Here is a 22,055-nt window from a genome sequence, read left to right as displayed (position 1 = left end):
TCACCCTGGACGCCTGACGCGCTACCACCCCCGGATGAACGGGCTTTGCAGCATCGAACAGGCGGCGATCGAGCATGTCGCGGGCGCGCCGATGCTCGCGCGGACGCAGGCCTGGGTGGCGATCAACAGCGGCACGCGCAACCTGACCGGGCTGGCGCAGGTCGCGCAGGAACTGGCGAACGCCTTCTCCGTCCTGCCCGGACATCTCGCGCTGGTCGATCCGGCGCCCGCCGAGAGCGTCACGCCCGATGGCCGCGTCGAGAGCATCGCGCATGGCCGCCACCTCCATCTCGCGGTGCGCCCCGAGGCGCCGATCCAGATGCTGCTCACCGGGCACATGGACACGGTGTACGGCGCCGATCATCCCTTCCAGACGGGCCGATGGCTCGACGACGGCCGGTTCAACGCCCCCGGCGCCGCCGACATGAAGGGGGGCCTCGCGCTGATGCTCGCCGCGCTCGAAGCGCTCGAGGCCAGCCCGCTCGCATCGCAGCTCGGCTATGAAGTGCTGATCAATTCGGACGAGGAGACCGGCTCCTTCTCGTCGCGCGCGCTGATCGAGGGCGCCGCACGCGGCAAGGTCGCGGCACTCACCTACGAGCCCGCGCTCCCCGACGGCACGCTCGCCGGCGCGCGCGGCGGGACCGGCAATTTCTCGCTGGTCGTCCGCGGCCGCAGCGCGCATGCCGGGCGCAATCCCGAGGAGGGCCGCAACGCGCTCGTCGCCGCCGCCGCGCTCGCGGTGCGCCTCGCCGATGCCAAGGCCCCCGGGCTCGCGGTCAATCCCGCGCGGATCGACGGCGGCGGGCCCAACAACGTCGTCCCCGATCTCGCCATCCTGCGCGTCAACTTCCGTCCGCGCGACGAATGGAGCATCGCCATCGCCAAGGCCGCGATCGAGCGCGCCGCAAGCGACGTCATGGCCTCGCACGAAGTTCACATCGATGTTCACGGCAGCTTCAATCGCCCCCCCAAGCCGCTCGATCCGGGCGCCGAGAAGCTGTTCGGGCTCGTCCAGAGCGTCGGCACCGATCTCGGCATTCCCGTCGCGTGGAAGGCCACCGGCGGGGTCTGCGACGGCAACAACATCGCCGCGTGCGGCGTTCCCGTCGTTGACACGATGGGCGCGCGCGGCGGCGCAATCCACTCCACGGAGGAATTCCTGATCCCCGAAAGCCTGCCCGAACGCGCCGCTTTGTCGGCCGTGACCATCCTCCGCATCGCCAATGGGGACTTCGCATGACCTTCCGCATCCGCGCCGCGCGCGACGAGGATCTCCAGCCGCTCTACGAAATGGCCAAGCTGACTGGCGGCGGCTTCACCAACCTCCCTCCAGAAAAGGACGCGCTGCGCGCCAAGCTGGTCCGCAGCCATGCCGCCTTCGCGCGCGACGAGGACGGGCTGTTCGACGACCTGTTCGTGCTGGTGCTCGAGAACAGCGAGACCGGCGAGGTCCGCGGCACGTGCCAGATCTTCACCCATGTCGGCCAGCACTGGCCTTTCTACAGCTATCGCATGGGCACGGTGACCAAGCACAGCCAGGAGCTCAACCGCACCTTCCGCGCCGAGATCCTTAGCCTGGTCAACGACCTCGAAGGCTCCAGCGAAGTCGGCGGGCTTTTTCTCCACCCCGGCGAGCGCGCCGGCGGGCTGGGTATGCTGCTCGCCCGTAGCCGGTACCTGTTCATAGCCCGCCACCGCGCGCGCTTCGCCGAGCGTGTCCTCGCCGAGCTGCGCGGGGTGATCGACGAGGCCGGGGGCTCGCCCTTCTGGGATGGCGTCGCCGGACGCTTCTTCGGGATGAACTTCCAGCAGGCCGACGAATTCAACGCCACCCATGGCAACCAGTTTATCGCCGATTTGATGCCCAAGCACCCGATCTACACCGCGATGCTCCAGGAGAGCGCGCGCTCGGTGATCGGCCTGCCCCACCCCTCGGGCCGCGCCGCGATGCGGATGCTCGAGAATGAGGGCTTCGCATTCGAGAATTACATCGACATCTTCGACGGCGGCCCGACGATGACCGCGCGCACCGACTTGGTCCGCACCGTGCGCGAGGCCAAGTCGGCGACGGTCACCGCGATCGACGGCGGCGGCGAGCCGGCGATGCTGGCCAGCGGGCGGCTGGCGGACTTCCAGGTGTGTTTCGGGAAGATCACCGCGTCCGATGCCGGCGTGGCGATCGATCCAGCCGCGGCGAAGATCCTCGGCGTGTCGGCCGGCGACGAGGTTCTGCATGTCGGGCGGTGACACGCGGTTCGTGGAAATCAACTTCGACGGCATCATCGGCCCCAGCCACAACTATGCCGGCCTGAGCCCGGGCAACCTCGCCGCGACCCGCAATCGCGGGCTGACCGCATACCCGCGCGCCGCCGCGCTGCAGGGCATCGCCAAGATGCGGGCCAACCTGCGCCTCGGGCTGACCCAGGGCATCCTACTCCCCCACGCCCGTCCCGACCACGCCTGGCTCGCCAGCCTCGCCACGGAGTACGCCGACGCCGCCCCGCACCTCCAGGCCCAGGCGATGTCCGCCTCGGCGATGTGGGCCGCCAACGCCGCCACGGTGTCGCCCGCGCTCGACACTGGCGACGGTCGCTGCCACCTGACCGTCGCCAACCTGGCGACGATGCCGCATCGCAGCCACGAATGGCCCGAGACGTTGGCCCAACTCCGAATCGCCTTCGCCCACCCCGGCTTCGCGGTCCACGCCCCCGTCCCCGCCCCGTTCGGCGACGAGGGCGCGGCCAACCATATGCGGCTCGCCGCCGCGCACGACGCGCCCGGCGTCGAGGTCTTCGTCTACGGGATCAGCGGCGGCCCCTTCCCCGCGCGCCAGCATCCTGACGCCAGCTATGCCGTCGCCCGTCGCCACGGGCTCAATCCGGCGCGCACCTTGTTCGTCCAGCAGTCCGAAGAGGCGATCGCCGCCGGCGCGTTCCACAACGATGTCGTCGCGGTCGCCAATGGCCGCGTGCTGTTCGCGCACGAGCACGCCTTTGCCGACAAGGCGCGCTTTTATGCCGATCTCCGCGCTGCGCTGCCCGAAGTCGAGATCGTCGAAGTCCCCGCTGCGCAGGTCAGCCTTGCCGACGCGATCGCGTCCTATCTGTTCAACGCCCAACTGGTGACGCTGCCCTCGGGCGAGACCGCGCTGATCATCCCCGAGGAAGCCCGTGAGACGCCGAGCGTCTGGGCGTGGCTCCAGGACCATCTCGCCGGCAATGGCCCGATCCGCCGCGTCGAAGTGGTCGATGTCCGCCAATCGATGGCCAATGGCGGCGGCCCCGCCTGCCTGCGGCTGCGCGTCGTCGCCGATCCCGCCACGATCGACCCGCGCTTCCTTGTCGACGAAGCCCGGCTCGATCTGATCGCTGCCGTGATCGAGGCGCACTGGCCCGAGGCGATCGAGGCCCACACGATCGGCGATGCCGCCCTGGTCGCGCGAGTCGAGGCCGCGCGCCGCGCGCTGTTCGAGACGCTCGGCACTGTCGAATTAATTGACAGGTAACCATAGTCGCTCAACTGTAAACGGCGGATTTCTGCGCTTGGCCCGGCGCTTGCTTACATTGGGCCCATGTTCGCCCGCTTCCGCCGTCTGTTCACGATCAAGACCAAGTTCGAAGCCTATCTGGTCATCTATGGCCTGGGCACCGGCGCGGTGGAGCGCGGCCTCCACTATCTCGATCGCTTCCCGGGGTACGGCGGCAAGGCGCTGTTCCTGCTCTGCCCGATCGCAGTGTTCATGGCCGGCGCCAAGATCCTCGACACGTTCGACGTCCCGGAATGACTCATTGCCACCGGTGTCATTATCGCTAAACTCTCCCAATAAGAATGGAATCGGGAGCGGATGGGATGCGGCGATTGCTGGTGAAGGCACTCGGACTGATGCTTGCGGCGAGCCTCGCGCTCCCTGCCGCAGCCGCGCCGGACAAGCGCCAGATCGCCGACACCATGAAGCGCGCCACCCGCTTCATGGTCGAGAAGGTCGCCGTCAACGGCGGCTATGTCTGGTCCTACCTTCCCGACATGTCACGCCGCTGGGGGGAGATGGAGGCCTTCCCGACGATGATCTGGGTCCAGCCGCCCGGCACCGCGACGATGGGGCATCTCTATCTCGACGCGTACCACGCCACCGGCGACCCCTATTATTACGAAGCGGCCGAGAAGGCCGCAAACGCGCTGATCGCGATCCAGCACCCCAGCGGCGGCTGGCATTATTTCGGCGATTTCGGCGGCGCGGCCTCGCGGAAGCGCTGGTACGATACGATTGGCCGCAACGCCTGGCGGCTCGAGGAATTCCAGCACGATTGGGGCAACGCCACCTTCGACGATGCCGGCACCTCGGAATCGATGCAGTTCCTGCTGCGCCTCTATGTCGAGAAGCACGATCCGAAATACCGCCCCGCACTCGACAAGGCGCTGAACTTCGTCCTCGACAGCCAGTACCCGATCGGCGGCTGGCCGCAGCGCTACCCGCTCAAGAGCGACTTCAGCCATCACGGCAAGCCCGACTATACCGGCTTCATCACCTTCAACGACGATGTCGCGGGTGAGAACATCCAGTTCCTGCTCTATGCCTATCAGGCGCTGGGCAGCGATCCGCGCATCCACGACGCACTGATCCGCGCGATGAACGTCTTCCTGGTGACGCAGCAGGCCGCACCCCAGGCCGGCTGGGGACTGCAATACACGCTCGACCTCAAGCCCGTAGGCGCGCGCACCTACGAGCCCGACGCGCTGGTCACCCACACCACCGCGTCGAACATCAAGCAGTTGCTGCGCTTCTATCAGCTGACCGGCGACCGGAAGTTCCTCGCGCGCGTGCCAGAGGCGCTCGCCTGGCTCGACTCGGTCCGGCTGCCGGCGGACCAGGTGAAGAACGGCCGCGCCTATCCCAGCTTCATCGAGATCGGCACCAATCGCCCGCTCTATGTCCACCGCCGCGGATCGAACGTGGTCAACGGCGAATATTATGCCGATTACGACCCGGCCAATACGATCACCCATTACAGCTCGTTCCGTGCAATCGACGTGCCAGCGCTGCGGCGCGCTTATGACAAGCTGGCCGCCGCGGACCCCGCGGAGGTCGTCAAGGGCTCGCCGCTGCGCACCTCGCAGCCGCTGCCGCGCTATTTCCTGGTGGAGGAAGTCGAGACCTCCGATCTCAACACGGCCGGCGGCAAGCGCGCGCCCGAGGCGCTGGTCAAGTCGCTCAACCCCGCGGGCTGGTGGCCGACCGAGCTCAAGGCGACGAGCAATCCCTATGCCGGCGATGGCGCCCGCACGCCGGCACCGGGCGACTTCAGCCGTACCAAGGTCGGCGACAAGACCGACACCTCGCCCTTCGAGACCGACAACCCGGTGATCGGCATCTCGACCGGCACCTATATCGAGAACATGAAGGTGCTGATCGCCGCGCTACGCCAATAGCACGGCTAGTCTGCCCCGGGCTTGGTCCGCTTGAACGCCATCACGCCTTCCGCGCGATGCAGCGTCAGCGTGTCGCCGTCGATCTCGGCGTGGGCATCGCTCAGGTCGACGACGCCGAAATCATTCGGGGTCAGGGTGAAGAGGGCTACGGTCCCTGGGCGCGCGTCGAGCGGGAGCCGCGCCGAGTGCAGCCGGTATGACGGCATGCGGAAGGTTACGAAGCGCGGCACGCGGCGCTCCTCCTCGGGCAGCGACCACGGCCCTCCGGGCAGATAGGATTCGAGCGGCTCGCCGCTGTCGAACTCGAGCAGGAAATCCACCCCCGGCACGTCGCGCCCGTTGGGCGCCACCACGCGGATCGCGAAGGGCTTGCCCGGCGCCGCCTCAAGCCGCCCCGGGGTGATCGTCGGGGCGACGGGACGCGGCAGGCTGGTCAGCGTGATGCGCTTGCCGTTCGCCTCCCACTTGCCCTGCCCGCGCTCGTCGAGCGAGCCGACGGTCAGACCATAGAGGAAGCTCCCATCGGCATTGAGGCGGATCCCCGCGACCAGCTCCATCTGCGAATGGACATAGTCGCCCGCCAAGGATGCACCGGCGGGATCGGCCGGACCAGCCTCCTGCGCATATCCCGGTTGGGAGAGCAACATTGCGGCGCCCGCCAGCGCTGATCCGAAGCCGAGATGCCGCATGGCCATTCCGATCACCAATTAAGCGCCGGCGAGCGCGGCTTCGAGTGCGCCGATGCGATCCCCTTGCGCGGTGGCCATGGCATCGGCGGCGGCGACAGCCGAATCGAGTGCGGGATAGGAGCCCTTGCCCGATTGGCCGCGCTCGATCGCCATACCTTCGAGCTCGGCGAGCGTCGCCAGCGTCGGCGCGCGCAGCGATTCGAGCGTGCTGAGCGCGGTCTGGGCGTCGAGCCATGCCTCCGAACCCTCGGCGACGCCCCGTGCCACCGCGACCTTGGCCTCGGCTTGCTGCGCGGCAGTGGCGAAGCGCTGGTTGCTCGCGTGGAGCGTCGAAGTGACCCGGGCAATGCGCGCGTCGAGTGCCGGGTCCGCCGGTATCGGCACCGCAGGGCGCTCGGGTTCGGCGAGACTCTGCGTCTCGATCGGCCGCGGCAGTAGCGACGGATAGGAGTCATGGCCTTGGGTGCAGCCGCCCAGGGCCAGGACACAGGCGGTAAGGGCGGCGAAATGGGGGCTGCGCATGGCCTGTTGCTTAAGCTTGTGGAAAACCTCGCGCAACGGGGTTGCGTTCTCCAAAACTCGCCTCTATCAGCGCCACTCCAATGCGCGCCCGTAGCTCAGCTGGATAGAGCATCAGACTACGAATCTGAGGGTCGGACGTTCGAATCGTTCCGGGCGCGCCAACATCCCCCGCCAAAGTCAATGACTTGGCGGGGGTTTGTGTTTCTGGGCCGGGAGCCCTGCGACCCACTTCAGCGCCGATCCTTCTGCCGGCCGAGCGCGTCGCGGCCTGCCGGCCTCAAGCATAGGCATAGGGGCCGCCGGCCTTGAGCGCGGCCTGGTAGGCCGGGCGGGCGTGGACCTTCTGGAGCCAGGCGGCGAGATGGGGGCGTCCCTCAGTGGCGTTGGCGCGGGACACCGCGGCTTCGAGCGGAAAGCTCATCATCACGTCGGCAGCGGTCATGTCCTTGCCGGCGAACCACGGGCGCGCGGCGAGCTCGGACTCGACATAGTCGAGATGGACGTCGACCATCGGCTGGAACTTCTTCTGCGCGACCTTGCCGAGCAACGGCACGCGGCTGAGCACCAGCTTGGTGAACAAGGGCGGCATCAGCGAGCCCTCGGCATAATGGAGGAAGTGGCGATAGCGCAGCGCATCCTCGCGGTGCGCCGGGGCGCCGAGCCGGCCATCGGCCTTCTCGACCAGATATTCGACGATCGCCCCGGTCTCGGCCACCACGACGCCGTCATCCTCGATCACCGGCGACTTGCCGAGCGGGTGGATGGCGCGCAGCTCGGGCGGGGCGAGCATGGTCGCCTTGTTCCGCTCATAGCGCTTGACCGCGTACGGCAGGCCGAGCTCCTCGAGCAGCCAGAGGACGCGCTGCGAGCGCGAATTTTCGAGGTGATGGACGATGATCATGTTGGACTTCCCCGGCTTAACTTCGCACTTTGCGCATTTATTCATTCCCAAAATTGCGCGACCGCGCAACAAACCGAAAGACCCGGCGCAGGGCAATGCGCCGGGTCTTCCGATGGGAGAGGCTCCCGTGACCGCATCGGCACCAGATCATGCCGGCGCGGCCGAAAGGTTAGAAAAGGTTAGGCAAACGCGCATTTGATCAGAGATCGTCCTCGGGCTCGGGGCCGGCCATCAGCCCCTCGGCAACCTGATCGGTGCGCGCGCGGATCGCGGTTTCGAGCCGCGTGCAGAGCTCGGGATTTTCCTTGAGGAAGGTCTTCGAATTTTCGCGGCCCTGGCCGATGCGGATGCTGTCATAGCTGAACCACGCGCCCGACTTTTCGACGATCCCCGCCTTGACCCCTAGATCGAGGATCTCGCCGATCTTGGAGATGCCCTGGCCGTACATGATGTCGAATTCGACCTGCTTGAACGGCGGCGCGACCTTGTTCTTGACCACCTTGACGCGGGTGGCGTTGCCGATGATCTCGTCGCGGTCCTTGATCTGGCCGGTGCGACGGATGTCGAGACGGACAGAAGCATAGAATTTCAAGGCGTTACCGCCCGTCGTTGTCTCGGGGTTGCCGTACATCACGCCAATCTTCATGCGCAGCTGGTTGATGAAGATCACCATGCAGCGCGAGCGGCTGATCGAACCGGTTAGCTTCCGCAGCGACTGCGACATCAGTCGCGCCTGGAGGCCGACATGGCTGTCGCCCATCTCGCCTTCGATTTCGGCACGCGGCACCAGCGCGGCGACCGAATCGACCACGAGCACGTCGATCGCATTCGAGCGGACGAGCGTATCGACGATCTCGAGCGCCTGTTCGCCGGTATCGGGCTGAGAGACAATCAGCTCGTCGATATTGACCCCGAGCTTCTTGGCATAGACCGGGTCGAGCGCGTGCTCGGCATCGACGAACGCGGCAGTGCCCCCGTTCTTCTGTGCCTCGGCGATGACGTGGAGCGCGAGCGTGGTCTTGCCCGAGCTTTCGGGCCCATAGACTTCGATGACGCGGCCGCGCGGCAGCCCGCCGACGCCCAGTGCGATATCGAGCCCGAGCGAGCCGGTCGAGATCGCCTCGACCTGCATCGTCTCCTTCGAGCCCAGGCGCATCGCGCTGCCCTTGCCGAAGGCGCGATCGATCTGCGCCAATGCGGCGTCGAGCGCCTTCTGCTTGTCCGTGGATACTGCCATGTTGCCGTCGATCACCTTGAGGGTAGCTGCCATTTCGTATCCCCGTCGCTAAAGGGTTTGCCGCGTGCGTTCAACTTGTGTGTGGCAGGGTGTATCGGATTTGTTCCCGTGGAACAAGAGGGGAACTTCTACATATTTTTCGGCCCCTGAGGGCTGCGATATGATTGACGCCATGCCCCAACCCATTGGGTCCCGGGACTAGAAGAACAGCGATGCGATGCTCCGCTTACGAGTTACTATCTGACGAAGCGGCGCAGGCCGAAGCCGCGTCCGCAAACGAGGAAGAAGTGATCTGCGATAGCCTGCGCCACAGCCGCACCGCCGAAGGCTGGCTCCGCAATGACGCTTTGGCGGCCTATGATGCCTATCTGCAGGATCCGCAGTGCGGGTTATCGCTCGACGCAGTTCGAGCTAGGCTTGCGGACAGAGCGGCGCGAAGCGCCGCGCGGGCCCCCCCCCCCCCCGCGGCCACTGCGTGGCCGCACCCCCTCACCCAGCTCCGACTAAGGCTCTGCGAGCCTAAGTCTACGCGAGCCTAAGTCTACGCGAGCCTAAGTCTGCGCAACCCTCTCTCCCTGCGGGGGCGAGGGAAGAAATGGTCAGGTCAGCCGGGTCTGTACGCACCACCAAACCGACCGTACGATGGCGGCAGCAGCATTGCCACGAGCCGCCTCACTCTCGAACAGCGCGAAGCAGGTGGCGCCCGAGCCGGACATGCGGGTGAGGGTGACGCCGGGCTGGGCGGCGAGCGTCTCCAGCACGTCGCCGATCACCGGAGCAATCGCGCGGGCGGGGGATTCGAGGTCGTTGCGGCCCGCCAGCGGATCGGATCCCAGCGGGCCGCGGTCCTGGCCGTCCCAGCGGGCGAAGACCTGCGCCGTCGAGACCGCGACGCCGGGATTTACCAGCAACACCGGGGTGCCGGGCATGCCGGGGACGGTTTCGAGCTGCTCGCCCCTGCCCTTGCCGATCGCGGTCCTGCCGAGCAGGCAGGCGGGGACATCCGAGCCGAGGGCGTCGGCGATCTCGAACAGCTTCGGGTCGTCGAGCGCGACATGGTGAAGCCTGGCGAGCGCGCGGAGCGTCGCGGCGGCATCGGCCGAGCCGCCGCCGATGCCCGAGGCGACGGGCAGATGCTTCTCCAGTTCGATCGAGTGGGCGCCCCCGCCGAAAATCGCGGCGAAGCGCGCGGCGGCGCGGGTGACGAGGTTGTCGCCCTCCCCGGCCAGCGCACCGGAGAAGGGGCCGGTGATGCGGAAGCTGGGGGCGTCGGCCGGGACGATGCGCAGCACGTCGCCATGCTCGACGAACGCGAACAGGGTTTCGAGCTCGTGATAGCCATCGGGGCGGCGGGCGCGGACGTGGAGCGCCAGGTTGAGCTTGGCGCGGGCGATTTCGGTGATCATCAATTGGGCTGCGGCTTCAATCCGTTGGCGAGCTTGGCTTCGAGCCGTGCGGGGGCGTCGTTCTCGGCAGTGAGCGCGGCGGCGCGCCACGCATAGCGCGCCTCATAGTGGCGGCCGAGCCGCCAATAGGCGTCGCCGAGATGCTCGTTGGCGCGCGCGGCGGCGGGATCGTCGCGCACCGCGCGCTCGAGCATGGGCAGCGCGCGGGCGACGTCGCCGCGCTGGTAATAGGCCCAGGCGAGCGAATCGGCGATCTCGGCATCGTCGGGGGCGAGCGATCGCGCCCGTTCGAGCAGCGTCTGGGCCGCGGTGAGATTCTCGCCGCGGGCGATCCAGGCGGTGCCGAGATATTTGAGCGCGGGCGCCTGTTCGGGGCCGAGCGTCACTGCGCGCTGGAGCGCGGGCAAGGCTTCGTCCCAGCGGCCGGCGCGATCGAGCGCGCGGCCGTGGAGATAGTGGAGCCGCCAGTCGGTCGCGCCTTCGTCCTTGAGTCCGGCGGCATAGGCCGCGGCGGCGAGATCGTCGCGCCCCTGGTCGGCAAGCAGGTCGCCGAGCGTCTCGGCATCGGCGCGGGTGGCCTCGCTCCCCTGCGCCATCGTCTGGGCGAGTTGCAGCGCCTCGGGCAGGCGATCGGCGCGGCGCAGCACCGCGATCCGTCCTGAGGCGGCACCGCGGACGAAGGGGCTATGCCTGCCGACCTCGGCGAGGATCGAGAGGGCGAGATCGTGCGATCCACCCTGCGACAGCGCCTCGGCAAGGAAAAGGCGCGCGCGGTCGTCGCGCGGATCGAGCAGCAGCGCGGCGCGCGTGAGCAGGATCGAGAGCTGCGCCATCTCTTCGTCGGCGACTTCGACCGCGAGTTCGAGGAACATGCGCGAGGCGCCGAATGCGGCGTCGGGCCGGGTGCGCTTGGGGAGCTTTTTCCGAAGGCGTTCGAAATCGGGGCGGTCGGCGGCGAGCAGTCGCCGGGCGGGCTCGCGCTTGTCGACGCGGGCGAGCAGCAGCGCCGCATCGATGCGCGTGTCGTCGCGATCGGCGGTGGCGAGGTCGGCGGCAAGCGCGGCCATCGCCTCGTCGGTGCGCTTCGCGGCGATCAGCAGCAGCGCGCGATGGCGGCGGGTGTAGCGGCGTGCAAGCGCGTCGCCGGGGGCGGCATCGAGCAGCGCGACGCCGTCCTCGCCGCGATCGAAGGCGAGCCAGGCGCGCAGCGAGGGGGCGAGGAAATCGAAGGGCCCCCGGGCGATCGCCTCGACCGCGCGGCCCGCGCCCGCCGCGTCGCCGCTGCGCAGCGCGACTGCTAGCGCGAGCAAGGCAGTGTCGGGCGGCGCCCCGCCGGCCCGGACCAGCACCGCGCCGGCGCGGCTGGCGAGCGTGTAGTCGCCCGCGGCGAGCGCCTGGCGATAGGCGCGCAGCGCGACGGTGGCGTCGTCGGGCGCGGCGGCGAGCGCCTCGGCATAGCCCGCCGCGGCGACGTGCGCGGCACCCGCGTCATCGGCGGCGCGGGCACGGACATAGCCGCTCGGATCGAAGGCCGTCTGGGCAGTTGCCGGGGCTGCCGCGAACAGCAGCGCGAGGCCTAGGGCGTATCGAAATTTAGTCCAAACCTTCCTCTCCCCTTGATAGGGGAGAGGATAGCGAAGCTTGGCAGCTTTCTGCCTAGCGGAGCTTGGAGAGGGGTAGAGCGGCGCGACGCGCCGCGCGGCTTCTTCGAAGCCGCCCCCCCTCACCCAGCTCCGACTAAGCCTTCGCTGCGCAAAGACTAAGTCTGCGCAACCCTCTCCCCCTTGCAGGGGGCGAGGGAAATAAAGCTGAATATCGATATCCAAGCTACATGTTCGGATAATTGGGACCGCCGCCGCCTTCGGGGACCACCCAGTTGATGTTCTGGGTGGGGTCCTTGATGTCGCAGGTCTTGCAGTGGACGCAATTCTGCGCGTTGATCTGGAAGCGCAGGCCATCGCCTTCTCCAACGACCTCGTACACACCCGCGGGACAGTAACGCTGGGCCGGCTCGGCGTATACGGGCAGATTGTAGCCGATCGGGATATCGGGATCCTTGAGCGTCAGATGGACCGGCTGGTCCTCCTCGTGATTGGTGTTCGACAGGAACACCGAGGACAAGCGATCGAAGGTCAGCACGCCGTCGGGCTTGGGGTATTCGATCGGTTTGGCGTGGCTGGCGTGCCACAGGCTCTCGTGATCGGGCTTGTGCTTCATCGTGAAGGGCCAGCGCAACCCGGCCAGTTCCATCCACATCGCCGCGCCGGCGAACAAGGTGCCCCAGGTATCGCCGAACTTCTTGACCAGCGGCGCGACGTTGCGGACACCGCGCAGTTCCTTCTCGACCCAGCTGGTCTCGTACGCCTCTGGATAGGCGTCGAGCACGTCGCTGGTGCGGCCGGCCTGAACCGCGGCGAAGGCGGCTTCGGCGGCCATCATGCCCGACTTCATCGAGGTGTGCGTGCCCTTGATCCGGGGCACGTTGAGGAAGCCGGCGCTGTCGCCGATGATCGCCGCGCCGGGCATCACCAGCTTCGGGACCGCCTGCCAGCCGCCGTCGCTGATCGCGCGAGCGCCGTAGGAGACGCGCTTGGCGCCTTTCAGGATCTTCGCGATCTCGGGATGGGTCTTCCAGCGCTGCATCTCGTGGAAGGGCGAGAGATAGGGGTTCTTGTAGTTGAGCCAGACGACGAAGCCCAATGCGACCTGGCCATCGGCCTGGTGATAGAGGAAGCCGCCGCCGTTGGACTCGCCTTCCTTGAGCGGCCAGCCCTGGGTGTGGATGACCTTGCCGGGCTTGTGCTGCGAAGGATCGACGTCCCACAGCTCCTTGATGCCGATGCCGTAGATCTGCGGCTGGGCGTCGGCGCACAGACCGAACTGGCGCTGGAGCTGCTTGGTCAAGTGGCCGCGAACGCCTTCGCCGAAGAAGGTGTATTTGGCGTGGAGCTCGAGCCCGGGCTGGTAATCGGGCTTGTGGGTGCCGTCACGGGCGACGCCCATGTCGCCGGTGGCGACGCCCTTCACGCTGCCATCTTCGTTGTAGAGGATCTCGGCAGCGGCGAAGCCGGGGAAGATCTCGACGCCCAATTCCTCGGCCCTGGCGGCGAGCCAGCGGCAGAGGTTGCCGAGCGAGCCGGTATAGGTGCCCTTGTTGTGGAGAAAGGGCGGCGTGAGGAATTCGGGGAAGCTCGACTTGCCCTTTTCGCTGAGGATCCAGTGGTGGTTTTCGGTCACCGGAGTGCGCGCGAGCGGGCAATCCTGGTCGCGCCAATCGGGGAGGAGTTCGTCGAGCGCGCGCGGATCGACCACCGCGCCCGACAGGATGTGCGCGCCGACCTCGGAGCCCTTTTCGAGGATGCACACCGACAGCTCGCTCCCGGCCTCCGCCGCCAGCTGCTTGAGCCGGATCGCCGCAGCGAGCCCCGATGGGCCCGCGCCGACGATCACGACGTCATACGGCATCGACTCTCGTTCGCTCATCCTCGTAATCCCTTGCGATCTTCTCTAGGGGACGAAGCGCAGCGCCTGTCGTCGCGGTTCCGCAACGTCCCGTCTGCTTGCCGATTGGCGGCAGATTGACCGCGGCGTCAACAAGGATTCAAAGACCAGATATGGGAGGGGAACCGGTTCAGGACTGGCAGAAGCTGGCAGCGAGCGCACTCGAATGGTGGCGTGACGCCGGGGTCGACATGCTCGTCGAGGACGAGGTGCGCGACTGGCTGGCGCGGACGCCGCCGCCCGCCCCGGCCGCCCTCGCCGCCGATGCCGTAGCGGAACCGGTCGTCGAAACGCTCCCCGAAACAATTGACGCTTTCCTCGCCTGGCGGTCAGGCGATTCCGCCCCCGAGGCAGGATGGCATACGCGATTCTTCGCCCCGACCGGGCCGGTCGACGCCGAATGGGTGGTGGTGACCGACGTTCCCGAGGCCGATGATTCGGACGTTCTGCTCTCCGGACCAGCCGGGCGGCTGCTCGACAAGATGCTCGCCGCGGTGGGCCGGAGCCGCGAATCGGTGCATGTCGTGCCGATCGCATTCGCGCGGCCGCTGACCGGGCGGATCGCGCCCGAAGACGAACCGCGGCTGATCGAGCTGGCGCGGCACCATCTTGGCCTGCTCCAGCCCAAGGCGTTGTTTTTGCTGGGGCAATCGGCGAGCCGTGTGCTGGACACGACGGACGGATGGCCGCCGAGCGATAGTTTACGCGACATTAACCAGTTTGGTGCGATGACGCGGGCGGCCGTGAGCTATCACCCGCGCTGGCTCCTCGAGCGGCCGGCAGTGAAGCGCGAAGCCTGGAAGCACCTACTGCTGTTGAGCCGGGGAACGACCGAGTGATCAAGCGTACCATCCTTGCCGCGGCGCTGCTCGCGCTCCCCGTCGCGGCCCATGCCGACGACGACGTTGCCGACAGTAACCGTGGCGCCTCCGCGGCGGCCGAGCGCGGCGCGGGCATTCCCGACCAGCTCGATTCCGAGCAGCGCGCCGGATACCGGAAGGTGTTCGCGGCGATCCGCAGCCAGCAATGGGCCGACGCGCAGCTCCAGCTCGATTCGATGAAGCCGGGGCCGCTCCACGCGATCGCCAAGGCCCAGCTCTACACCGCCGCCAAGAGCCCGAAGGTCGATCTGGCGCCGATCCTTGCGCTGCTCAGCGAGGCGCCCGATCTGCCCCAGGCCGAGCAGCTCGTCCGCATGGCCAAGGCGCGCGGCGCGATGAACACGCCCTCGCTCCCCGCCGCCCAGCGGCTGATCTGGTTCGATGCCGCGCCGGTCCGCCAGCGCGCACGATCGATCAAGAGCGACAATGCCGCGATCTCGGTCGCGATCGAGATCCAGCCCTTCGTCAAGGCCGATGACGGCGTCTCGGCCGAAGCGGTGGTCGGCAAGTTCGCCGCCGACCTTACCCCCGACGCGCTGACCGAATGGCAGCAGAAGGTCGCGTGGATTTATTATGTGGCCGGCGACGACGCCAATGCGCGGCGCATGGCCGAGAAGGCGCAGCTGGGCACCGGCAGCTGGGTAGGCCAGGCCGACTGGGTCGCCGGGCTCGCGACCTGGCGGCAGGGCGACTGCCACGCATCGGCGGATTCGTTCGAGCGCGTCGCTACCCGCGCCACCGATACCGAGCTGCGCTCGGCGGGCTTCTATTGGGCATCGCGCGCCGACATGGCGTGCGGCCGGCCCGAAAAGGTCAGCACCCGGCTGAAGGCCGCGGCGCAATATGGCGAGACCTATTACGGGCTGCTCGCCAAGGCGCAGCTCGGCATCCAGGAAAAGCCGGGCAAGAGCGACCGCTTCGTCGCCGAGGACTGGCGCGCGCTTGAACGCCGGCCGAACGTCCGCGTCGCCGCGGCGCTGACCGAGATCGGCGAGGACAGCCTCGCCAACGACGTGCTGCGCCACCAGGCCCGGTTCTGCACCCCCGGTGACCATGCCGCGCTCAGCCGCCTCGCCGGCCGGCTCAATCTTGCCGCGACCCAGCTCTGGCTGTCGCACAACGGCCCGGCCGGCGCCAAGCCGCTGATCCAGGCGCGCTATCCCTCGCCCAATTGGACGCCCGCGGGTGGCTGGCGCGTCGACAAGGCGCTGGTGTTCGCACATACGCTGCAGGAGTCGCGGTTCAATGCCGAAGTCCGCAGCGCCGCGGGCGCGATGGGGCTGATGCAGGTCAAGACCGGCGCGGCGATCGATGTCGGCCGCCGCCAGGGCGTGACCTATGCCGCGAGCGACCTGACCAAGCCGTCGGTCAACATGGAGATCGGCCAGTCCTATCTCGAGCAGCTGCGCGACCAGCCCTTTACCGGCGGGCTGCTGCCCAAGGTGATCGCCGCGTACAATGCCGGGCCGACTCCGGTGACGGCGTGGAACAGCATGTCGAAGGACAATGGCGACCCGCTGCTCTATATCGAGAGCATCCCCTATTGGGAGACGCGCGGCTATGTGATGACCGTGCTGCGCAACTACTGGATGTACGAGAATCAGGAAGGCCGCGCCTCGGCGAGCCGTTCGGCGCTGACCCAGGGGCTGTGGCCGCGCTTCCCCGGGCTGCCGGGCGCCAAGGCGGTCAAGATGACCGCGTCGATCGCACCGCGCCACCTGCCCGCCACGACGCAGGTTGCGGGTGGCAATTGACGAGACCATCGCGTTCCGGCCGGTCCGGATCGCGGTGCTCACGGTTTCCGACACGCGGACCCTGGCCGACGACCGTTCGGGCGACCGGCTGGTCGAGCGGCTGACGAGCGCGGGGCACGCGCTTGCCGAGCGCGGGATCGTCCGCGACGATGTCGAGGTGATCGTCAGCCGGCTGCATGCCTGGATCGACGATCCGGAGGTCGATGTGATCCTTACCACCGGCGGCACCGGCGTGACCGGGCGCGACATCACCCCCGAGGCGCTGGCGCGGGTGTGGGACAAGGAAATCCCCGGCTTCGGCGAGCTGTTCCGCTGGCTGAGCTATCAGACGATCGGCACCTCGACGATCCAGTCGCGCGCGACCGCGGGGGTGGCGCGGGGCACCTATATCTTCGCGCTGCCGGGCTCGACCGGCGCGGTCACCGATGCCTGGGACGGGATCCTCGCGAGCCAGCTCGATATCCGGCACAAGCCGTGCAACTTCGTCGAGCTGATGCCGCGGTTGATGGAGCGGTAGAGCCTCTGGCAATTCCCCTCCCTGCAAAGTAGGGAGGGGCCGGGGGTGGGCGCGCGCGTCTGCGCGCCATCAAGACTCTTTCGCCCAGCATCCAAGCGCTGGCCAGGGCATCGAGCCCTGCCCGCCGCTAAACCCACCCCTAACCCCTCCCTTTCAGGGAAGGGAATATTTTGACGGCCAATGCTTCCTTTGCCGCTTACTTCGCCTTCATGCTCGGAATTTCCTCCTGGAAGAACGTCCCCAGCTCGTCGAGCTGCGAGTTCCACCAGTCGAGTATGTCGGCGAAGTTAGCCGGGGTGAGCCCGCCGATCGTTGCGACGTCATAAGCGACGCCGAATTCGCCATTGTCGCGGACAAAGGCCTGGAGAAAACGTTTCTTCTTGTTCCACTTGTTGGCAAACTCCGCCGTGTTCTCCGGCGCCTTCTCGAAATCCGACTGCAAGCGAAGCGAATCGCAGTTCTTGTGCTCCTTGCAGCCATAAAAGAAGACGTCGAAATTGTAGGTCGATTCCTCGCTCGAGATCATCGGATCGCCATCGGTGTCCTTGTCGAGCTTGGGCGCGAGCTTGGCCTTCTCCATCGCGGCCATCACGGTCTGCGGGTTGCTCGCGCAGACCAGCCCCGCGCCGCACGGGGTCTTGTCCTCAGCCGCAGCTGGCGCGGCGAGACAGAACGCGGAAAGCGCCGCGGCGGCGAGAAGGTACGAACGCATTGGTTTGATTCCCCCGAGTTGCGCGGCGAACTTACCAGCCCGCCGCGCCGCCGCAATCGGGCTATTGGGGTTCGTTGACGAAGGCGCCGAGCACGTTGCCGCCCGGATCGCGGAAGTGGAAGCGCCGGCCGCCGGGGAAGGCGAAGATCGGGACGGTGATTTCGCCGCCCGCCGCGGTGACGCCGGCGAGCGTAGCTTCGAGGTCGTCGACTTCGAACAGCGGCAGGATCGCGGGGATCGCATCGCCGCCCTCATTGCCGTTGAGACCCAGCGCCACGTCGCCGCCTTCGTTCGCAGCATAAGACGGACCATAATCGGTGAACGACAAGCCGAATGCCTGGGCATAGAAATCGCGCACCGGCGCCACGGCGCCTACGGGCAGTTCGACATAGTTGAGCTTGGCCATCAAATCCTCCGGTTGTTCTTGATATGTTCTAGCGCTGCGCCTAGCATCGCGCAATGGCAAAGACTCGAGCCATTCGCGGCGCGACGCTCAACCGGGAAAGCGCGCGCTTCAACCTGCCCGAACGCGAGGCCGATGGCGACTGGCTCGACGATCGCAACACGGTCGACGGCGAATTGCCGCCGCTGCGCACGACGGTGACGATCGAAAAGCCCAGGACGATCCTGACGCGCAACCATTCGCCCGACATCGCCTTCGATCGATCGGTGAACCCCTATCGCGGGTGCGAGCATGGCTGCATCTATTGCTTCGCGCGGCCGAGCCACGCCTATCACGACCTGTCGCCGGGGCTCGATTTCGAAACGCGGCTGTTCGCCAAGCCCGATGCGCCGGCGCTGCTGCGTGCCGAACTGGGCAAGCGCGGCTATGTCTGCAAGCCCATCGCATTCGGGACCAACACCGATCCCTATCAGCCGATCGAACGCGAGTGGCGGATCACGCGGGGGTGCATCGAAGTGCTCGCCGAGTGCAATCACCCGATCACCATCACCACCAAGTCCGACCGGGTGACGCGCGATCTCGACCTGCTCGCGCCGATGGCGACGAAGGGGCTGGCGGCGGTGATGCTGTCGATCACCTCGCTCGAGCCGCGCGTGGCCATGACGGTCGAGCCGCGTGCCCCCTCCCCGGCCAAGCGGCTCGCGGCGGTGCGCAGGCTGGCCGATGCGGGGGTGCCCGTGTTCGTTTCGATGGCACCGGTGATCCCGGCGGTGACCGACCACGAGATCGAACATATTCTGGAGGCAGCGGCGGAAGCCGGCGCGCGCGGGGCGTTTTTCCTGCCGGTGCGGCTGCCGCACGAAGTGGCACCGCTGTTCCGCGCCTGGCTGGAAACGCATTTCCCCGATCGCGCGGGCAAGGTGATGGCAGTGATCCAGTCGATCCGCGGCGGGCGTGACAACGATCCCAATTTCCATACGCGGATGAAGGGGCAAGGGCCGTGGGCGGAGCTGCTGCGGACGCGGTTTCATATCGCGGCGAAGCGCTTCGGACTGGATGGCGAACGGATGCGGCTGCGGACCGACCTGTTCCGGCCGCCGGCTGGGCCGCAGGGGGAGTTGTTCTAGGCTCTGTGAAAAGTGAAATTGTTCACGCAAAGGCGCGAAGACGCTAAGAAATGTGCGCGCAGAGGCGAAGAGGACGCAGAGGGCGCGGACCCCGAATGCCGCGGAGCGGCTCTCATGCGGCTAGATCGAGATATGGCGTCTCGCTGGCGCGAGACGGGGCGGCCCAGGCAATCTCTGCGTCCTCTGCGCCTCTGCGCGCAAAAACCTTCTTCGCGTCTTCGCACCTTTGCGTGATCCTCTTAGCCAGGTGTACCATTGCCCTGAAGCACCGCCATGCTTAAGCACCCGCATCGCTTCCAAGGATTTTCGATGCGCGTCTTCCTGCTTGCGCTCTGCGCCTTCGTTCTGCCCGCTTCCGCCCTTGCCCAGTCCGCTCCGCCGCTGCCCACCGGGAAGCTGCCCGATACAGTGAAACCCATTGCCTATCGGCTCGATATGACGATCGTGCCCGAGCAGGCGCGTTTCTCGGGCCATGCCGAGATCGATGTCGAATTGAAGCAGGCGGCAGCCTCGATCTTCATGCACGGGCGCGACCTCAAGGTCAGCAAGGCAGTGGTGAAGATCGGCAAGCGCGAGACGCCGGTGACCTTTACCCAGAAGACCCCGCTGGGGCTGGCGCAGCTCGATTTCGGGCGGACGCTGCAGCCGGGCAAGCTGACGCTCAAGTTCGAGTACGACGCCGCGTTCGGCGACGGGCCTTCGGGGCTGTACCGGATTAAGGTGGGCGACGACTGGTATAGCTGGAGCCAGTTCCAGTCGATCGATGCGCGCGCCGCCTTCCCGTCGTTCGACGAACCGGGATACAAGACGCCGTTCACGGTGAGCGTAACGACCAAGCCGGGGTTCGTCGCGGTGAGCAACGCGGCCGAGCAGGGTGTGCCGCTGACTGCGGGCAAGCTGGTCAAGCACCGCTTCGCCGCGACCGAGCCGCTACCGACCTATCTCGTCGCCTTCGTCACCGGGCCGTTCGTGACGCTCGAAGGCAGCGTGCCGGCGACCGCGCAGCGCAACAAGCCGCTGCCGCTGCGCATCGTCGGAACCAAGCCGTACGAAGGCCAGATGGCCTTTGCGCTCGAGGGTTCGAAGAAGATCGTCGCGCTGCTCGAGAGCTATTTCAACCAGCCCTTCCCGTACCCCAAGCTCGACCAGATCGGCTCGCCGGTGATGCCCGGCGCGATGGAGAATGCCGGGGCGGACATTTACGGCGATAGCATTCTTTTCGTCGACGAGGCCTCGCCGACCGAGGACAAGCAGACCTTCGGCATGGTCGTCGCGCACGAACTGTCGCACCAATGGTTCGGCGACGTCGTCACCCCGGCCTGGTGGGACGATATCTGGCTCAACGAGAGCTTCGCCAACTGGATGGGCTATCGCATCGGCAACGAATGGCGGCCCGACCTCAATATCGGCGTGTCGGCGATCGACGAGGCGTTCGACGCGATGCAGCTCGATGCACTGACTCCCGGCCGGCCGATCCACGAGACAATCACCAACGACGCCAATATCGACGCGGCGTTCGACCAGATCACCTATGGCAAGGGCGGCCAGGTGGTGGCGATGATCGCCGCCTATCTGGGCGAGGAGAAGTTCCGCGGCGGGGTGCGGCTGCACATGCAGCGCTACCATCACGGCAACGCGACCACGGATCAGTTCTTCGATTCGCTCGCCAGCGCGGCGCACGATCCGCGGGTGCTGGCATCGCTGCGCAGCTTCGTCGACCAGCAGGGCGTGCCGGTGGTCACTTTGTCGCGAAATGCCAGCGGGCTGACCGCAAGCCAGTCGCGCTACGCCTATTTCGGCGCGAACCTGCCCGCGACACAGTGGACCCTTCCAGTGTGCGTGCGGCGCGCTGCGGTGAAGAGCTGCACCTTGCTCGACAAACCCAGCGCGCCGATTGAGGCCAAGGGCGACGGCGTCGTCGTCCCCAATGCCGGCGGCTGGGGCTATTACCGCTTCGACATGGATCCGGCCGACTGGCAGGCGCTGATCGCGGCGGCGCCGGGCCTGCCCGAGAGCGAGGCGCTGGCAGTGACCGACAGCCTGTGGGCATCGTTCTATGCGGGCAAGGCGAAGTTCGCGCAGCTCGCCGCGCTGGCACGCTCGATGGCGGGGCATCCGGCGTCGAACGCGGCGCTCGACAATGGCGAGCGGCTTCGGAAGCTGTCACGCTCGGGGATCTTGAGCGAGGCGGCGCTGCCGGGCTACCGGAAGCTGATTGCCGAGCTCTATGGGCCCAAGCTTGCGGCGCTCGGCTTCGATCCGGCGGTGGGTGCGCATGCCGCTGACGACCCCGACAAGCAGAAGCTGCGCGGGGACATGGTCGAGCTGGTGGCGGGCGCGGGCGATCCGGCGCTCCGCGGCAAGCTGGTTGCGGCGGCCGAGGCTTATCTGGCGGGCAATGCCAAGGCGCTCGACCCGCAATTCGCCCAGCTCGCGCTGTCGCTGGCGATCGACGACAAGGGCGTGGCGCTGGCCAAGGCAGTCGCCGAGAAGAGCATGAGCGGGCAGGATCCGCTGCTCCATCAGGCCGGCTTCGCGGCGATCGGTGGATCGGGCAATCCGGAGGTGGCACGCTGGTTCCTGAACGAATTCACCGACTCGCGGCTGCCCCCCATCGGACGGATGAATACCGTGCTCGGCTTCCTCAGCTCGCCGCGCACCCGCGATATCGCCTCGGACTATGTGCTCGCCAATTTCGACCGCTTCTCCAAGGCGAGCGGCGGCGGCGGAATCTTCTCGGCGCGCGCGGCGCAGCGCTTCAACACGCTGTGCACCAACGCGGCTGCGGATACGGTCGACGCCAAGCTGCGCCCGCAGCTGGTCAACGACAGCACGCTGTCGCTCGACCGCGCAGTGGACGCGATCCGCAATTGCGCGCGGTTCAAGGATGCCAAGGGGGCCGAGGTGAGCGCGGCGGTGATGGGGCGGTAAATTCCCTCTCCCTTTGGAAGAGAGGGAGGGAGCCGCGAAGCGGC

General features: G+C 67.3%; 20 protein-coding genes and 1 tRNA gene. 12 read left to right on the top strand and 9 right to left on the bottom strand.

The features are described 5' to 3' along the window. The first annotated feature begins 34 nt into the window (after positions 1 to 34). From RZN05_RS04820 to RZN05_RS04800, 5 genes are all read left to right on the top strand, one after another. On the top strand, positions 35 to 1,243 hold the full coding sequence (locus RZN05_RS04820; protein WP_317225484.1) for a hydrolase: 1,209 nt from the start codon (positions 35 to 37) through the stop codon (positions 1,241 to 1,243). Further along, complete coding sequence (locus RZN05_RS04815; protein ID WP_317225483.1) at positions 1,240 to 2,250, top strand: arginine N-succinyltransferase; 1,011 nt, start codon at positions 1,240 to 1,242, stop codon at positions 2,248 to 2,250. Before RZN05_RS04820 ends, RZN05_RS04815 begins: the two co-directional genes overlap by 4 nt. Continuing rightward, the gene (locus RZN05_RS04810; RefSeq protein ID WP_317225482.1) at positions 2,237 to 3,508 is read left to right on the top strand and encodes an N-succinylarginine dihydrolase; all 1,272 of its coding nucleotides are present in this window, start codon (positions 2,237 to 2,239) and stop codon (positions 3,506 to 3,508) included. The genes RZN05_RS04815 and RZN05_RS04810 overlap by 14 nt, the downstream gene beginning before the upstream one ends. Positions 3,509 to 3,574: 66 nt before the next feature. After that, positions 3,575 to 3,787 (top strand): hypothetical protein, encoded by a 213-nt coding sequence (locus RZN05_RS04805; RefSeq protein WP_317225481.1) that lies wholly within the window; start codon positions 3,575 to 3,577, stop codon positions 3,785 to 3,787. A 65-nt stretch (positions 3,788 to 3,852) separates the two neighbouring features. Continuing rightward, positions 3,853 to 5,430, top strand: coding sequence for a pectate lyase (locus RZN05_RS04800; protein ID WP_317225480.1), 1,578 nt, complete (start codon positions 3,853 to 3,855; stop codon positions 5,428 to 5,430). Between the two features lie 5 nt (positions 5,431 to 5,435). Here the strand turns inward: RZN05_RS04800 and RZN05_RS04795 are convergent, their stop codons facing one another. Then, positions 5,436 to 6,125, bottom strand: a complete 690-nt coding sequence (locus RZN05_RS04795) for a hypothetical protein (protein WP_317227564.1) — start codon at positions 6,123 to 6,125, stop codon at positions 5,436 to 5,438. A gap of 12 nt (positions 6,126 to 6,137) precedes the next feature. After that, entirely contained in the window at positions 6,138 to 6,641 is a 504-nt protein-coding gene (locus RZN05_RS04790; RefSeq protein ID WP_317225479.1) for a hypothetical protein, read from the bottom strand. A gap of 84 nt (positions 6,642 to 6,725) precedes the next feature. On the opposite strand from RZN05_RS04790, the gene RZN05_RS04785 reads away from it, so the two are divergent. Further along, positions 6,726 to 6,802 (top strand) — tRNA-Arg (locus tag RZN05_RS04785). Positions 6,803 to 6,918: 116 nt separating this feature from the next. On the opposite strand, the gene RZN05_RS04780 is transcribed toward RZN05_RS04785, so the two are convergent. After that, positions 6,919 to 7,542, bottom strand: coding sequence for a glutathione S-transferase family protein (locus RZN05_RS04780; RefSeq protein WP_317225478.1), 624 nt, complete (start codon positions 7,540 to 7,542; stop codon positions 6,919 to 6,921). Between RZN05_RS04780 and RZN05_RS04775 the strand changes: the two genes are divergently transcribed. Further along, positions 7,535 to 7,741, top strand: coding sequence for a hypothetical protein (locus RZN05_RS04775; RefSeq protein WP_317225477.1), 207 nt, complete (start codon positions 7,535 to 7,537; stop codon positions 7,739 to 7,741). The genes RZN05_RS04780 and RZN05_RS04775 overlap by 8 nt on opposite strands. Here RZN05_RS04775 and recA read toward each other — a convergent pair whose 3' ends face one another. The 4 genes from recA to RZN05_RS04755 all read right to left on the bottom strand — a co-directional run bounded on the left by recA (position 7,742) and on the right by RZN05_RS04755 (position 13,668). Beyond that, the gene (recA, locus tag RZN05_RS04770) at positions 7,742 to 8,812 is read right to left on the bottom strand and encodes a recombinase RecA (RefSeq protein ID WP_317225476.1); all 1,071 of its coding nucleotides are present in this window, start codon (positions 8,810 to 8,812) and stop codon (positions 7,742 to 7,744) included. 566 nt (positions 8,813 to 9,378) lie between these two features. Beyond that, entirely contained in the window at positions 9,379 to 10,185 is an 807-nt protein-coding gene (locus RZN05_RS04765) for a 4-(cytidine 5'-diphospho)-2-C-methyl-D-erythritol kinase (protein ID WP_317225475.1), read from the bottom strand. After that, positions 10,185 to 11,912 carry a tetratricopeptide repeat protein gene (locus RZN05_RS04760; protein ID WP_317225474.1) on the bottom strand — a complete coding sequence of 576 codons (1,728 nt, stop codon included), beginning with the start codon at positions 11,910 to 11,912 and terminating at the stop codon, positions 10,185 to 10,187. The genes RZN05_RS04765 and RZN05_RS04760 overlap by 1 nt, the downstream gene beginning before the upstream one ends. A gap of 100 nt (positions 11,913 to 12,012) precedes the next feature. Next, positions 12,013 to 13,668: an electron transfer flavoprotein-ubiquinone oxidoreductase gene (locus tag RZN05_RS04755; protein ID WP_317225473.1), complete on the bottom strand. Its 1,656-nt coding sequence runs from the start codon at positions 13,666 to 13,668 to the stop codon at positions 12,013 to 12,015. Positions 13,669 to 13,799: 131 nt separating this feature from the next. Here RZN05_RS04755 and RZN05_RS04750 point away from each other — a divergent pair, with 131 nt between their 5' ends. The 3 genes from RZN05_RS04750 to moaB are packed head-to-tail and all read left to right on the top strand — an operon-like array spanning position 13,800 to position 16,838. After that, positions 13,800 to 14,525, top strand: coding sequence for a uracil-DNA glycosylase family protein (locus RZN05_RS04750; RefSeq protein ID WP_317225472.1), 726 nt, complete (start codon positions 13,800 to 13,802; stop codon positions 14,523 to 14,525). After that, complete coding sequence (locus tag RZN05_RS04745; RefSeq protein ID WP_317225471.1) at positions 14,522 to 16,321, top strand: lytic transglycosylase domain-containing protein; 1,800 nt, start codon at positions 14,522 to 14,524, stop codon at positions 16,319 to 16,321. The genes RZN05_RS04750 and RZN05_RS04745 overlap by 4 nt, the downstream gene beginning before the upstream one ends. Then, positions 16,311 to 16,838: a molybdenum cofactor biosynthesis protein B gene (gene moaB, locus RZN05_RS04740; protein ID WP_317225470.1), complete on the top strand. Its 528-nt coding sequence runs from the start codon at positions 16,311 to 16,313 to the stop codon at positions 16,836 to 16,838. Before RZN05_RS04745 ends, moaB begins: the two co-directional genes overlap by 11 nt. A gap of 196 nt (positions 16,839 to 17,034) precedes the next feature. Here the strand turns inward: moaB and RZN05_RS04735 are convergent, their stop codons facing one another. Together RZN05_RS04735 and RZN05_RS04730 are read right to left on the bottom strand one after the other, a co-directional pair. After that, positions 17,035 to 17,550 (bottom strand): YbjN domain-containing protein, encoded by a 516-nt coding sequence (locus tag RZN05_RS04735; RefSeq protein WP_317225469.1) that lies wholly within the window; start codon positions 17,548 to 17,550, stop codon positions 17,035 to 17,037. A 61-nt stretch (positions 17,551 to 17,611) separates the two neighbouring features. Then, positions 17,612 to 17,956, bottom strand: coding sequence for a VOC family protein (locus RZN05_RS04730; RefSeq protein WP_317225468.1), 345 nt, complete (start codon positions 17,954 to 17,956; stop codon positions 17,612 to 17,614). Between the two features lie 53 nt (positions 17,957 to 18,009). Here RZN05_RS04730 and RZN05_RS04725 point away from each other — a divergent pair, with 53 nt between their 5' ends. Together RZN05_RS04725 and RZN05_RS04720 are read left to right on the top strand one after the other, a co-directional pair. Next, on the top strand, positions 18,010 to 19,080 hold the full coding sequence (locus tag RZN05_RS04725; RefSeq protein WP_317225467.1) for a PA0069 family radical SAM protein: 1,071 nt from the start codon (positions 18,010 to 18,012) through the stop codon (positions 19,078 to 19,080). A gap of 309 nt (positions 19,081 to 19,389) precedes the next feature. After that, positions 19,390 to 22,011, top strand: coding sequence for a M1 family metallopeptidase (locus RZN05_RS04720; RefSeq protein WP_317225466.1), 2,622 nt, complete (start codon positions 19,390 to 19,392; stop codon positions 22,009 to 22,011). Positions 22,012 to 22,055: the final 44 nt, after the last annotated feature.

The sequence above is a fragment of the Sphingomonas sp. HF-S4 genome, assembly GCF_032911445.1.
GTDB lineage: Bacteria > Pseudomonadota > Alphaproteobacteria > Sphingomonadales > Sphingomonadaceae > Sphingomonas > Sphingomonas agrestis.
The sequence above is the reverse complement of the archived record's forward strand: the minus strand, read 5'-3'. Positions and strand labels throughout refer to the sequence as shown.